The 13,525-nt window shown below is 29.3% G+C and carries 12 protein-coding genes; all 12 read right to left on the reverse strand.

All coding sequences use genetic code 11. The annotated features are described in order from the left end of the window. Positions 1 to 168 precede the first annotated feature (168 nt). Positions 169 to 1,647 carry a stage IV sporulation protein A gene (spoIVA, locus tag OIF33_RS03080; protein ID WP_322502757.1) on the reverse strand — a complete coding sequence of 493 codons (1,479 nt, stop codon included), beginning with the start codon at positions 1,645 to 1,647 and terminating at the stop codon, positions 169 to 171. A gap of 192 nt (positions 1,648 to 1,839) precedes the next feature. Beyond that, positions 1,840 to 2,835 (reverse strand): NAD(P)H-dependent glycerol-3-phosphate dehydrogenase, encoded by a 996-nt coding sequence (locus OIF33_RS03085; protein ID WP_322502758.1) that lies wholly within the window; start codon positions 2,833 to 2,835, stop codon positions 1,840 to 1,842. A 4-nt stretch (positions 2,836 to 2,839) separates the two neighbouring features. After that, on the reverse strand, positions 2,840 to 4,156 hold the full coding sequence (gene der, locus OIF33_RS03090) for a ribosome biogenesis GTPase Der (RefSeq protein ID WP_322502759.1): 1,317 nt from the start codon (positions 4,154 to 4,156) through the stop codon (positions 2,840 to 2,842). A 2-nt stretch (positions 4,157 to 4,158) separates the two neighbouring features. Then, positions 4,159 to 5,496 carry a DUF512 domain-containing protein gene (locus tag OIF33_RS03095; RefSeq protein ID WP_322502760.1) on the reverse strand — a complete coding sequence of 446 codons (1,338 nt, stop codon included), beginning with the start codon at positions 5,494 to 5,496 and terminating at the stop codon, positions 4,159 to 4,161. A gap of 376 nt (positions 5,497 to 5,872) precedes the next feature. Continuing rightward, positions 5,873 to 7,588: an ATP-binding protein gene (locus tag OIF33_RS03100; protein ID WP_322502761.1), complete on the reverse strand. Its 1,716-nt coding sequence runs from the start codon at positions 7,586 to 7,588 to the stop codon at positions 5,873 to 5,875. 32 nt (positions 7,589 to 7,620) lie between these two features. Beyond that, the gene (pgeF, locus tag OIF33_RS03105) at positions 7,621 to 8,325 is read right to left on the reverse strand and encodes a peptidoglycan editing factor PgeF (protein WP_322502762.1); all 705 of its coding nucleotides are present in this window, start codon (positions 8,323 to 8,325) and stop codon (positions 7,621 to 7,623) included. A gap of 181 nt (positions 8,326 to 8,506) precedes the next feature. Next, positions 8,507 to 8,956, reverse strand: a complete 450-nt coding sequence (nrdR, locus tag OIF33_RS03110) for a transcriptional regulator NrdR (protein ID WP_322502763.1) — start codon at positions 8,954 to 8,956, stop codon at positions 8,507 to 8,509. Positions 8,957 to 9,017: 61 nt separating this feature from the next. Continuing rightward, positions 9,018 to 9,290 carry a YlmC/YmxH family sporulation protein gene (locus OIF33_RS03115; RefSeq protein WP_322502764.1) on the reverse strand — a complete coding sequence of 91 codons (273 nt, stop codon included), beginning with the start codon at positions 9,288 to 9,290 and terminating at the stop codon, positions 9,018 to 9,020. Between the two features lie 143 nt (positions 9,291 to 9,433). Next, positions 9,434 to 10,207 (reverse strand): RNA polymerase sporulation sigma factor SigG, encoded by a 774-nt coding sequence (gene sigG / locus OIF33_RS03120; RefSeq protein WP_322502765.1) that lies wholly within the window; start codon positions 10,205 to 10,207, stop codon positions 9,434 to 9,436. Between the two features lie 74 nt (positions 10,208 to 10,281). Further along, a complete protein-coding gene (gene sigE, locus OIF33_RS03125) occupies positions 10,282 to 10,989 on the reverse strand; it encodes an RNA polymerase sporulation sigma factor SigE (protein ID WP_322502766.1) in 708 nt (235 codons plus the stop codon). Positions 10,990 to 11,002: 13 nt separating this feature from the next. Beyond that, entirely contained in the window at positions 11,003 to 11,809 is an 807-nt protein-coding gene (gene spoIIGA / locus OIF33_RS03130; RefSeq protein WP_322502767.1) for a sigma-E processing peptidase SpoIIGA, read from the reverse strand. Positions 11,810 to 12,374: 565 nt separating this feature from the next. Next, complete coding sequence (gene ftsZ, locus OIF33_RS03135) at positions 12,375 to 13,514, reverse strand: cell division protein FtsZ (RefSeq protein WP_322502768.1); 1,140 nt, start codon at positions 13,512 to 13,514, stop codon at positions 12,375 to 12,377. Positions 13,515 to 13,525 lie beyond the last annotated feature (11 nt).

Consider the following 13,525-nt stretch of genomic DNA (forward strand, 5'->3'; position numbering starts at 1 on the left):
TCTCTTTATATGAAACGTCAATTAGTTAAAATAAATTACCAAAATACCTAACCATTATTAATAATTATAATCTTTTTAGAAATTTTATAAAACTAAATTATATTATAAAATCATAAAAAGACTATATCAAAGTTTACTTTGATATAGTCTTTAAATATACTGATTACTTTAGAATATAATACAGATTAAGTTACCTTCACCCTCATTAATAATTCTTTGAAGAGTCTTTTGAATTTTACTTTGAATGTCATCTGGCATTTTATAAAGCTTGCTTCTTAAACCTTCTTGAACTAATGTCTCTAGTGATTTACCAAACATATTGCTTTGCCATAATTTTTCCGGATCACTTTCAAATTGCTCAAGTAATGTTTTGAATACTTCTTGAGTTTCTTTTTCAGTTCCCATTATTGGACAAATCTCAGTTTGAATATCTGCTTTTATTAAGTGTAAGCTAGGAGCACTAGCCTTAAGTTTAACAACATATTTTGAACCTTGCTTATCAATATCAGGCTTTTCAAATTTCATTTCTGATAATTGAGGAGCAACTAATCCATAACCTGTTTCCTTAACACTATTTATAGCCTCAGCTACCTTATCATATTCAGATTTTGCTCTATGAAGTTCTTTAATTAAAGAAATTAAATCACTTTCATCATTTAACTCTTCATCACACATTTCACTTATTATTCTGTAGAATATGCCATTTTTAGGATTCATCTTAACTCTTACAGTTCCATCTCCTAAATTCATCTCATCTATATCAGCTACTCCTAAGAAATCTTCCTCTCCATAAGTACTAAGTAGATCCTTAACGTCTCTAATTTTTGATATGTTTTTACACATGTCTCTAACTATGTTTATAAAATTAGATTTTAACCAATGAGATGGTTCTAATTTTTCAATCCATTGTGGCATGTCTATATTAATTTCCCTAACAGGAAACTCTTTAAGTACTTTGGTAAATAAATCGTTTATGTCATTTTCATTCATATTGGCTACATCCATTATCTGAACTGGAACTCCATATCTGATTTCTAACTCTTGTTTTAAATCTAATGTCTCTTCTCCTCTTGGGTGTAATGAATTAAGTACAATTATAAATGGCTTATCTATTGATTTTAATTCAGCCACTACTCTTTCTTCAGCCTCTAAGTAATCCTCTCTATCTATACCAGTTATACTTCCATCTGTAGTAATTACTAAACCTATTGTCGAATGGTCTGTTATTACCTTTCTAGTTCCTATTTCAGCTGCATCTTCAAATGGAATTTCGTAGTCAAACCAAGGAGTATGAACCTTTTTAGGCTCGCCATCATCAAAATAACCATTTGCTCCCTTGACAATATATCCAACACAATCTACCATTCTAACACTAAACCTAATACCATCGTCTAATGCAATTTCAACTGCCTCATTAGGAACAAATTTTGGCTCTGTTGTGTGAATAGTTTTACCTGAACCACTTTGTGGCAACTCATCCTTCGCCCTTTCCTTTTTATAAGTATTATCAATCTTAGGTATTACCATTAAGTCCATAAATCTTTTTATAAATGTAGATTTTCCTGTTCTTACTGGTCCAACAACTCCAACATAAATATCTCCCTGAGTTCTTTCTGCTATATCCTTGTATATATTGAAATCTTCCAAGATACACCCTCCTATAAATATTATTAACACTATATATATATTAGGAATCTCAAAAAAGTATACTTTTAGAGGAAATATATTTTCATTTAATTGTGGACAATTTATTTCAATATTTTCACTTTTATAAATATAAAAACAAAAAGAGATGCACAAAATTATCAATTTTGACACATCTCTTTTATTAAAAACAACTTATATCTCTTCTTTTTTCTTGTCTCTTTCCATTAAGAAAGTAACAGCATTTTCTGCCTTTGCACCTTCAAAAAGAACTTTATATGCTATATCAGTTATAGGCATTGTTATACCCTCTTTTTCTTTTAATTCATAGAAGGCTTTGCAGGCTTTTATACCTTCAACAACCATTCCTACTTCTTCTATAGCTTCTTCTGCAGTTTTCCCTTGACCTATAAGTATTCCAGCTCTTCTATTTCTTGAATGCATACTTGTACAAGTAACTATTAAGTCTCCCATACCAGTTAATCCAAAGAAAGTCTCAGCTTTTCCACCCATCTTAATTCCTATTCTAGCTATTTCAGCCATTCCTCTAGTCATTAAAGCAGCCTTTGAATTATCTCCATATCCTATACCGTCACAAACGCCAGCAGCTAAAGCTATGATATTTTTAACGGCTCCTCCAATTTCAACACCAATAATATCATCATTAGTATATATTCTGAAGTTTTTATCCATAAATAAATCTTGAACTTTTTCTGCACACTCCATACATTCTGAACTTGCAACTAAAGTTGTAGGAATTCCTTTTGAAACCTCTTCTGCATGACTAGGCCCAGATAAAACTACGACTCTATTGTTTGGTAATTCTTGATTTATAACCTCAGATAATCTTAGGTTAGTACCCTCTTCAATTCCTTTAGCAATATTAATTATGATTACATCGTCACTAATTTTGCCTTTTAAGCTTTTACAAACTGTTCTTATAACATGAGAAGGCACTGCAAGAACTACGTATTCAGCCCCATTTAAAGCTTCATCTAAGTCTTTATAAGCAGTGACATTTGTAGGAATAACTAGATCTTTTATATATCTATCATTTTTTCTGTTTACGTTAATGTCATTTATTACATTTTCATCTCTATCCCACAGAGATACCGTAACACCTTTGTTCCCCAATAATATTCCTAAGGAAGTACCAAAACTTCCTGCTCCTAAAAAAGCCACTTTACTCATAAAATTACTCCTTTCTAGCTCTATATTCTATTTCTATTCCAGTTCCCTCAAAATCAAAACTATCTCTTAGTTGGTTTTCTAAGTATCTAGCATATGAGAAATGTGAAAGATTCGGATCATTTACGAAGAATACAAACTTAGGTGGTTTTGTAGCAACCTGTGTAGCATAGTATATTTTTAATCTCTTTAATGCCACTACTGGTGGTTCCTTCATTAAAACAGCCTTACTTATAACATCATTTAATATTCCAGTTGAAACTCTCTTTGAGTAATTATCATAGCAGTACTTAGCTGTTGATAAGATTTTATGTACTCTCTGTCCTGTTAATGCTGATATAAATAAGTACTTAGCATATGGCATAAATTTAAGCTTTTGTTGTAAATCCTTTTGGTAATTACTTAAAGTTTTATCATCTTTCTCAATTAAATCCCACTTGTTAACAACAACCATAATAGCTTTGTTCATTTCATGAGCATATCCTATTATTTTCTCATCTTGCTCAGTTATTCCTTGTTCTGCATCTATTACAAGTATAGCTACATCAGCCTTTTCTACTGCAGCATAAGTTCTGATTACACTATATCTTTCAATTTCTTCTTTAACCTTGCTTTTTCTTCTTAATCCAGCAGTATCAACAAGGATGAATTTTCCTTCTTCTGTTTCTAAATAACTATCGATAGAGTCTCTAGTTGTTCCTGGAACATTACTTACGATAACTCTTTCCTCACCTAATAATCTATTTATAAGTGATGATTTACCTACATTTGGTTTTCCTATCATAGCTATTCTTATGTACTCATCCTCTTCCTCATCTTCTGAAGGATCGTTGAAGTATTTAACAACCTCATCTAGCATATCTCCAAGACCTAATCCTTGAGATGCTGATATAGTTACAGGATCACCAATTCCTAAGTTATAGAACTCATAACTATTTTCTTCTAATGCTAATCTATCTATTTTGTTAACTACTAAAACAACAGGTTTTTTACTTTTTCTAAGCATTTGTGCAACCTCTTGGTCAGCAGCAGTAAGCCCTTCCTTACCATCAACAACGAATACTATTACATCAGCCATTTCTATAGCAATTTGTGCTTGTCTTCTCATCTGTTTAACAATTACGTCGCTACTTTCTGGCTCTATTCCACCTGTATCTATCATTGTGAATTTTCTGTTTAACCATTCTGATTCTGCATACACTCTATCTCTTGTAACACCTGGTGTATCTTGTACTATTGAAATTCTTTTTCCTGCTAATTTGTTGAAAAGCGTCGATTTACCTACATTCGGTCTTCCAACCATAGCAACTATTGGTTTACTCATTCTTATTCCTCCTCACAGTGTTCGTTTATTAAGTCTATTAGGTCTTCCCCTGTATAGTTACAAACTATAACTTTAACTCCCAATCTTTCTTCAATATCCTTTGCTGTCAAATCATCTAACATTATTCTTTGAGTTATGTCTCCTGGCTCATAACCTTTTCTGAACATGTTGTCTGCCATAATCAAGTATTCACTGTCGATACTATCTTTAAGTTGAGCAATAACATCTTGACCTGTTAAAAGTCCTGCAACTGTTATTGTATGCCCAAAGAAGTCATTTAATATAGCTTGACATTTAATATCTATGTTATTATTTGCTTCTCTTATATCATTACATACCTTATCTAATTCTTTAAATGCTGATGTTCCTGTAATAAGAGTAAACTTTCCTTTTCCCTTTTTAGTTAACTTTTCTTTTATATCTTGAGTCATAGTTTCTCTTAGAAGTCTTATCATTCCCACTCCATCTTCTAATTGCTCATATCCACCATAGAACTCTTCATTTGGAACTTCTTCCTCTGCCATAACATAAAACTCATCTGATAGTCTTATAAATGGACTTCCAATTTCTTTTATATACTTTTCTTGAAGAACTTTTATTCTATCTATTTCTTCCTTAGCTGTTTCTTTATTAAATATTTCAAGGTCAGCTAATCCTTCTCTAAACTTTGTAACACCAATTGGAACAGCTGCAACATTTTCAACTGAAGGACGTAGCTTATAAAGATCCTCTACGGTTCTAACTAGTTCCTCTCCATTATTTATTCCTGGCATAACAACTATTTGAGCATTTACTGTTATACCTGCAGCAGCTAGCTTTTGTAATCTTTCATATACATTCCCTGCAAATCTATTATTAAGAATTTTTTTTCTTAAGTCTGGATTTGTTGTATGAACTGATACATTTATAGGACTTATTCTATATTTTATGATTCTATCAATATCTTCATCCTTCATATTTGTTAAAGTAACAAAGTTACCTTGTAAGAATGAAAGTCTTGAATCATCATCTTTAAAATATAAAGTTTTTCTCATTCCCTTTGGTAATTGATCTATGAAGCAAAATATACATTTATTTGTACAACTCTTCGCTTTATCTAGGATGGCTTCTTCAAACTCTACTCCTAAATCTTCACCATAATCCTTTTCTATTTCAAACTCCCAAACCTCTTTATTGGGTTTTAATATCTCTACCTCAATATATTCGTCTGCTAATAAAAATCTATAATCAAGTATATCTTCAACTTTAGTACCGTTTATGCTTAATAGTATATCTCCCTTTTCAAAGCCTAATTCCTCACCAATTCCACCTGGTAAGACTTCAGCAATTCTACTCTTCATATGCTTCACTCCTATTTTAGTACTATCTATGTTATATTACCTTAATTAAATAATGTAGTCAACTTAAATAACTTTATGCTTATATATTACGATTTTGTATAATTTTTAACTAATTATTTTTAATATATCTTGAATTATTAACTATTTAATCTTGCTTTAAACAATAGTAATACTTTAACGTTAAAAAGTAATCCTCAAATTGCTTTTAGAGGATTACTTATTTTTAACTATACCTATTAAGTATATTTTACTATACATAATTAAAAGTATCTACCAAATTTAATTAACACATGTAATATTTTTAACTTAAGATTTCTTTCAAATCCTCATATACTTAAATACACTATATTTAAATATTCTAAAGCTTAAAAACTCTTTATATATTTATAGGAATTGTTATTACAATTTTAGTTCCTACTTCTACTTCACTACTTACGCTTATATCCCCATCAAAAAGTCTTACTATGTGCTTAACTATGGCAAGACCAAGTCCAGTTCCACCACTTTCTCTACTTCTAGCCTTATCAACTCTATAAAATCTTTCAAATATTCTTGGAAGATCCTCTTTACTTATTCCAATACCATTATCCTCAATAACTAAGACTAGATTCATATCATGAGTATAACTTTCAACTTTTACTCTGCCGCCCTTTTCAGTATACTTAACAGAGTTACTTACAAGGTTTAATAGCATTTGTTTAAACTTATCCTTATCTCCTATAAGAATACAGTTACTATTTGTATCTAAGAATATTTCAACACCTTTTTTCTTAGCTTGATCACTTAATAAGAAATATACTTTTTCTATTTCTTTATCTACATCAAACTCCTCTGAAACATTGTTTCTCTTTTGTTCAATTTCATAAAGAGATAGTATATCCTCTAAAAGTCTTGCTAATCTGTCAGACTCTTCATCTATTATACTTAAAAACTTATTTCTAGTTTCATCATCATCAACATATCTTAAGGTTTCTGCAAATCCCTTTATTGATGTAAGAGGAGTTTTAAGTTCATGCGATATGTTAGCTACAAATTGACTTCTCATATTTTCAAGCTTTTTAATATCTGTAATATCTTGAATAACCACAACTGTTCCTATGATTTCAGGCTCATTTATTATACTTGCCTTTCTTATTTTTAAAATCTTAGGATCATTATTATAGTTAACCTCAATTTCTACTTTCTCTTTTCCACCACAAAAAGCTTTTATTATTTCTTTATCTGTTATATAGTCCAAAAGCTTATTTCCAACAATTTCTCCACTTATGCCAAATATTTTTTTAGCATACGGATTTATCATTAGAATATTCATATCTCTATCAAAAGCTATTACACCACTATCCATACTTTTTAATATTGCTTCTAAACCATTTTGCTTATCCTTAAATTGTTCAATTGTTATCTCTAATTGTTCTGCCATGTGATTAAAACTTTTTCCTAAGCTCTGAATTTCATCATCCTTAGAATTAATCTTAACTCTCTTATGAAAATTACCACTAGCAATAGTAGCTGTTAATTGTTCAAGTTCCTTTAAAGGATTTAGTATTATATTTGTTATTTTAACAGTTAATAATAATGAAATTACTAAAGCCAATACTACTCCTAATATTAAATAGTTAGTATTAGTACTATCTAATATTTGAGCATTTTTAACTGCTATAGAGGTTCTTATTATAGAGCCATCCTTAAGTTTAAGTGCACTATAAATCATGTTTTGATGTAAATCATCACTATATCTAACACTACTTCCAGAGCCATCTTTAATAGCATCCATTATTTCCTGTCTTTGAAGGTAGCTCTCATTTTCACTACTTAATTTTTTATGAGTATCAAAAAGAACATTTCCCTCTTTGCTAATATAAGTTATCCTTATATTTTTCATGTCACTGCTTGATTCTAGTTTTGATAATTCACTCTTTATATTTCCTTGATCATTTTCTAACAATAAAGCTATAACCTTGTTATACTCATTTAAAACATTTTTTGATTCCTCTAAATATTTGTGATTAGATATAACTAAATATATAGACGTCATTATTGCTAAAAAAAAGGTTATTATTAATGTTGTAAAAATAATGATTCTTTTCTTCATTGGCTATCCATCCTCAATTTATAAAATAGAATCTAAGAAATAAATACTGTTGAGAATAATCTTCCTGACATCTCTTGCTTTTGTCTATAACTATGCATCTTTATTTCTTCTTCACAGTAGGTGCATACTCCAACAGAAGTAATATTTTCTTCTTTCACAATTCCTTCAAGCTGAACTTTCACACACTTTTCAAGATTCAACATTCTACCATTACATACTTCTTTTCCAAAAACATTTCTAAACTTATCTGCTAACTCTTCACTAACCTCATAACAGCATTCTCTTACATGAGGTCCTATTATTACTTTAATATTTTCACAACCATATTTTTCTTTCATATATTCACAGGTATTTCTAACTATTTTGTTATATGTGCCTTTCCACCCACTATGGATGGCAGCAATAATTTCTTTCTCCTTATCATAAGCTATAACTGGAACACAATCTGCAGTAAATACTCCAATTAAAGTATTCTTATCCTTTGTAACTATGGCATCACAGTCTTTATTTCCTTTAAAATTTTCTCCTGTTGCATCTATAAAATCATGACTGTGTATTTGATTGACATAAACAACCTTATCAAGAGAAAATATCTCTTTTAAATCTTCTAAATTCTTTTTTCCATCTTCATCTTCTTTTTTATAATTAACATTATTATATGCTGTTGAAAATCTTACTTTTATATTTCCATCATTAAATGCAATAAACTCTTTATCTTTTATAATTTCTCTCTTCATACTCTCACCTCAAAATCATAAATTCAACGTACTTTTTGAAAACTTACTTATTTTATCATATTAACACACTTTCATACTTTATTAAATTAAATTCCGGTTAAATCTAATTCACAATAAAGACTAAACTTTTAATAATTATAAAAAAGCTATCTTAAAGAAAAGACTTTAAGATAGCTCATAATTATTTCATTAAATTTTTTATTTCTTCCATAAAAGTGTTAATATCCTTAAATTGTCTATATACAGAGGCAAACCTTACATATGCAACCTCATCTATAGCCTTAAGTCTTTCCATTACCATTTCACCTATGTAATCAGACTTTATTTCTACCATCATTTTATTACTTATGTTTCGTTCAATATCAGCAGCTATTTCTTCAACCTGAGCTCTAGATACGGGTCTTTTTTGGCATGCCTTAATCAGTCCGCTTATTATCTTCTCTTTGTTGAAACTTTCTCTGCTTAAATCTTTTTTTATAACAAGTATTGGTATATCTTCTACTTTTTCATAAGTTGTGTATCTCTTAGAACACTTTAAACATTCTCTTCTTCTTCTAATTGCATTATAGTCTTCTGCAGATCTAGAATCCACAACTTTACTTTCTTCATAAGAACAGTAAGGACATCTCATTTTAAATTACACGCCTTTCTCTAAGTTGTACTATCATTATACCTTCTTTTTTGCTTAATTTCTATATATATTTTTCAACATCTAGTATATTTTTCCCTTTTGAATCTATTAGTATAACATCTTCTCCTATCTTATATACATCAGACCAATCTATTTCTATGTCCTCTGACTTACTAAAAAATGATGTTTTTTCTCCTGGCATTATAATAGATAATATTCTATTATCATCACAGTCTATCTTAACATCACATATTAATCCTAATTTTTTCCCCTCATTTATATCTATGACCTCCATAGACCTTAAGTTATTTAAAGAAAATAAATTTTCTTCCATATTTAATCCCTCCTAAAATATACAATTCTTATATTTAATTTATATGTTATATTTTTATATTTATTAATTAGAAGAAAAGAAAAATTCTAAATAACATAAAATTTTAAAATTCTAGTCATAAAAAAATAGAGCTCAAAAGAGCTCTATACATACTTCCTCATGTGCTTTAATGCTATTTTTTCCAACCTTGAAACCTGTGCTTGTGATATACCAATTTCATCTGCTACTTCCATTTGAGTTCTTCCATTGAAAAATCTCAAATTTAAAATCAATTTTTCTCTATCATTTAATTTCTTCATAGCCTCTTTTATTGCTATATTTTCAAGCCAACTATCATCTTGGTTCTTTGAATCACTTATTTGATCCATAACATATATCGCATCTCCACCATCATGGTAAATAGGTTCAAATAAAGAAACTGGATCCTGTATTGCATCTAAAGCAAAAACAACATCTTCTCTAGGAATCTGAAGTTCTTTTGCTATTTGAGATACAGTAGGTTCCTTATTATTTTCATTTACTAATCTATCTCTAACCAATAAAGCTCTGTAAGCTATATCTCTTAAAGACCTACTAACTCTTATAGTATTATTATCTCTTAAGTATCTTCTTATTTCTCCTATTATCATGGGTACAGCATAAGTTGAAAATTTAACATTTTGTGATAAATCAAAGTTATCTATAGATTTCATAAGTCCTATACAACCAACTTGAAATAAATCATCTACATTTTCACCTCTGTTATTAAACCTTTGGATTACACTAAGCACTAATCTCAGATTCCCCTTAATAAATTTCTCTCTAGCGCTATTGTCTCCACTTTGCATTTGTAACAATAATTCTTTCATTTCTTTTTCTTTCAAAACTGGTAATTTTGCTGTATTGACTCCACATATCTCTACTTTATTTATCATCATAATTGAAATCAACCCCTTCGAAGTAATTCCCTTCCGCATTTTAATTATTACCTGTAGAGGTTAATTTTATACTCTTAAATCATTTTGTTAATTTCTTTCTTTAATCTTTTTATAATTTTTTTCTCTAATCTTGAGATATAAGATTGTGATATACCAAGCATATCAGCTACTTCTTTTTGAGTTTTTTCTTTATATCCACATAGTCCAAATCTTAATTCAACAATTTCTTTTTCTCTATTTGAAAGATTTTTCATAGCAGTAAATAATAATTCTTTATCTACTTCATCCTCTATTAAATTGTAAACAATATCATCATCTGTACCAAGTATGTCTGATAATAAAAGCTCATTTCCGTCCCAATCTATATTTAAAGGTTCATAAAATGATATCTCTGCTTTAATCTTACTATTTCTTCTTAAATACATAAGAATTTCATTTTCTATACATCTTGATGCATAAGTGGCAAGCTTTATTTTTTTCTCAGGATTAAAAGTATTTACTGCTTTTATAAGTCCAATAGTTCCTACCGAAATTAAATCTTCTACACCAACTCCAGTATTCTCAAATTTTCTAGCTATATAAACAACTAATCTTAAGTTTCTTTCAATAAGTATGCTTCTGATAGATTCGTCATTTTCCCCTAACTTGTTAACTAGCTCTTCTTCCTCTTCCTTAGTAAGTGGCGCTGGAAGAACATCATTTCCTCCAACATAGTAAATTGGTTCAACCATAATATCTAATTTAGTAAATAACTTATTAAGTAAAAGTCTTATATTTAACATAACCTAATCACCCCTATATAATTCCTCTAGACAATAAAGCCTCATATTCTCCTTCTTTACTCAGTTTATTATCACAAAAACATAAGATTACATCTCTTGTCATTATTTCCCCATTAACGTTACAAAGCTTTATATTGTCAATTTTAATCCCTTTCATATATCCTGAATTCCCATCAACAACCTTATACGGTATCTTAAATTGATCTTTTTCCTTAATGTTTATTCTTTCAAATTTCTCTCTTTCCGCTATTATTACAGGCAGTGCTGTTGCAGGTTCTACAAGTCCATTTCCTGTATCTAAAAAGGCCTTAAGACTTATAACCTCCGAATCAATGCAAAGATCTAAATCATATATAAAGTTATTAATCATGGCTCTATTTTTAAAATGATTCATAACTCCACTAACAAGTATATAACTTATAATTAATGAGAATATCATTCCCTTTGTTGAATAATTATTTATAGTAAATGATTCTGAAAAACTATATTGATTTTCAACTAAAGCGAACATAAAACAAGCTCCACAAAAAGCAAAAGTTATTACTAAAAAAGTTATATACATTTTCCTAATTGTCTTAATATTTCTTTTTTCCAAAATTATGGAAACCATACCTAAAGAAAAAAGCAGTTTAAAAGGCAATGATGTCAGTATGTTTAAATCCGGAATGAACACCAGTAAAGTGTATATTGCACCTAAAAAAGCTGCTAGTAGTATTCTCTTGTAAATTATTCTTTCTTTTAAGGTCTGTAAAGTTAGATAAAGTAGAAAAAAATTAATTAAAAAATTTTCTAATATGACAATGTCAACATATACAGTCATAAATCAACTCACTCCCTATTTATAATTATAAAGCTTCTTGTTCTAAAATTTTGTCATTATATATTCTATATGCATATTTTCTATCTTCCTTTTTCTACATTTTTCTTCATAATTTTACTTTATATAAGTTTTTTAACTTTATAATTCTTTTTTATTTGTCTAAATTTGTTTTGAAAATGTATTCATTCAATATAAATTCATAATTTATTAAATCTTAAATCATAATATTCAATAATATTTTCCATATCCTATTTTTTACATTTCCAATATATTGTAACAAAAGAAATCATCTTTTAATTTTTCATAACTTTCATTATAAATTTTACAAAGTAAATTAATAAATGACTCTATTAAGACTAATATTGGTTTTAATTAGTAAGTAAAAGATATAATTAGAGATCAACACTTATTATAAAAAAGCTAAATATAAAAAATTAACTATTTAAATATAAAGCTAGGTCTGAAAGTCTATCTAAAAATCAACATCCACCTAAAATAAAGCCAATATAAAAAGTAAAAGCACTTATAGTAATCTATACTATAAGTGCTTTTATGATTAAAAATATTATCTTCTGCCTCTTCTTAAGAACATAGGTATTTCTAAATCATCATTATATCTCTTTTCTGGTTCTGAAGTAGCTGCAACTTCTTGCTCAGTTATTTTTTCTTCTACTCTTTCAGTTACAACTTCTTTTTGAACTTGTGGTTCTCTACCAACTGTTCCTTGAGATGCCATACCTACTCTTTGACGCTCTTTTTCAAAGCCAGTAGCTATAACTGTTATTCTTATTTCATCTTTTAAGTTTTCATCAATAACAGTACCAAATATTATGTTAGCATCTGGATCGGCAGCTTCTTGAACTATTTCAGCAGCCTCATTTATTTCTAATAATCCTAATTCAGAATCACCTGTTACGTTTAATAGAACCCCAGTAGCTCCAACTATTGATGTTTCTAATAATGGAGATGATATTGCTTCTCTAGCAGCATCTTGCGCTCTGCTTTCTCCTTTACCATATCCAACACCCATGTGAGCTAATCCCTTGTCTAACATAACAGCTCTTACGTCTGCAAAGTCTAAGTTTATTAATCCAGGGTTAGTTATAAGGTCTGATATACCTTGTACACCTTGTCTTAAAACATCATCAGCTTTCTTGAATGATTCTAATAAAGTTGTTTTCTTATCTACCATTGATAAAAGTCTTTCATTAGGTATTGTAACTAATGTATCAACTTTTTCTTTTAAGTTTGCTATACCCATTTCAGCATGAGTCATTCTTCTTCTACCTTCAAATGGGAATGGTTTAGTAACTATACCAACTGTTAATATTCCCATTGACTTAGCTATCTCAGCAACTACTGGTGCAGCACCTGTACCTGTACCACCGCCCATACCAGCAGTTATGAATACCATATCAGCTCCTGATATAGCTTCTGTTATTTCATCTCTGCTCTCTTCAGCAGCTTTTTTACCTATTTCAGGATTAGCACCTGCGCCTAGTCCTTTTGTAAGTTTATCACCTATTTGAATTTTATTTTGGGCATGAGACAATGTTAAGGCTTGTTTATCTGTATTTATAGCAATAAATTCAACGTCTCTTAAACCTTCTTGAATCATTCTATTAACAGCGTTTCCGCCTCCGCCTCCGCATCCAATTACCTTAATATTAGTAAATGATTGTATATCTACATCAAAATCTAACAAACCAATTCCTC

The organism is Clostridium sp. LIBA-8841 (assembly GCF_034439435.1).
Lineage (GTDB): Bacteria > Bacillota > Clostridia > Clostridiales > Clostridiaceae > Sarcina.

Bases quoted from the DNA above. Each gene is read 5' to 3' on its own strand.
- OIF33_RS03085 (WP_322502758.1), bottom strand. From the start codon at position 2,835: ATGAGTAAAGTGGCTTTTTTAGGAGCAGGAAGTTTTGGTACTTCCTTA.
- der (WP_322502759.1), bottom strand. From the start codon at position 4,156: ATGAGTAAACCAATAGTTGCTATGGTTGGAAGACCGAATGTAGGTAAA.
- OIF33_RS03095 (WP_322502760.1), bottom strand. From the start codon at position 5,496: ATGAAGAGTAGAATTGCTGAAGTCTTACCAGGTGGAATTGGTGAGGAA.
- OIF33_RS03100 (WP_322502761.1), bottom strand. From the start codon at position 7,588: ATGAAGAAAAGAATCATTATTTTTACAACATTAATAATAACCTTTTTT.
- pgeF (WP_322502762.1), bottom strand. From the start codon at position 8,325: ATGAAGAGAGAAATTATAAAAGATAAAGAGTTTATTGCATTTAATGAT.
- nrdR (WP_322502763.1), bottom strand. From the start codon at position 8,956: ATGAGATGTCCTTACTGTTCTTATGAAGAAAGTAAAGTTGTGGATTCT.
- OIF33_RS03115 (WP_322502764.1), bottom strand. From the start codon at position 9,290: ATGGAAGAAAATTTATTTTCTTTAAATAACTTAAGGTCTATGGAGGTC.
- sigG (WP_322502765.1), bottom strand. From the start codon at position 10,207: ATGATGATAAATAAAGTAGAGATATGTGGAGTCAATACAGCAAAATTA.
- sigE (WP_322502766.1), bottom strand. From the start codon at position 10,989: ATGTTAAATATAAGACTTTTACTTAATAAGTTATTTACTAAATTAGAT.
- spoIIGA (WP_322502767.1), bottom strand. From the start codon at position 11,809: ATGACTGTATATGTTGACATTGTCATATTAGAAAATTTTTTAATTAAT.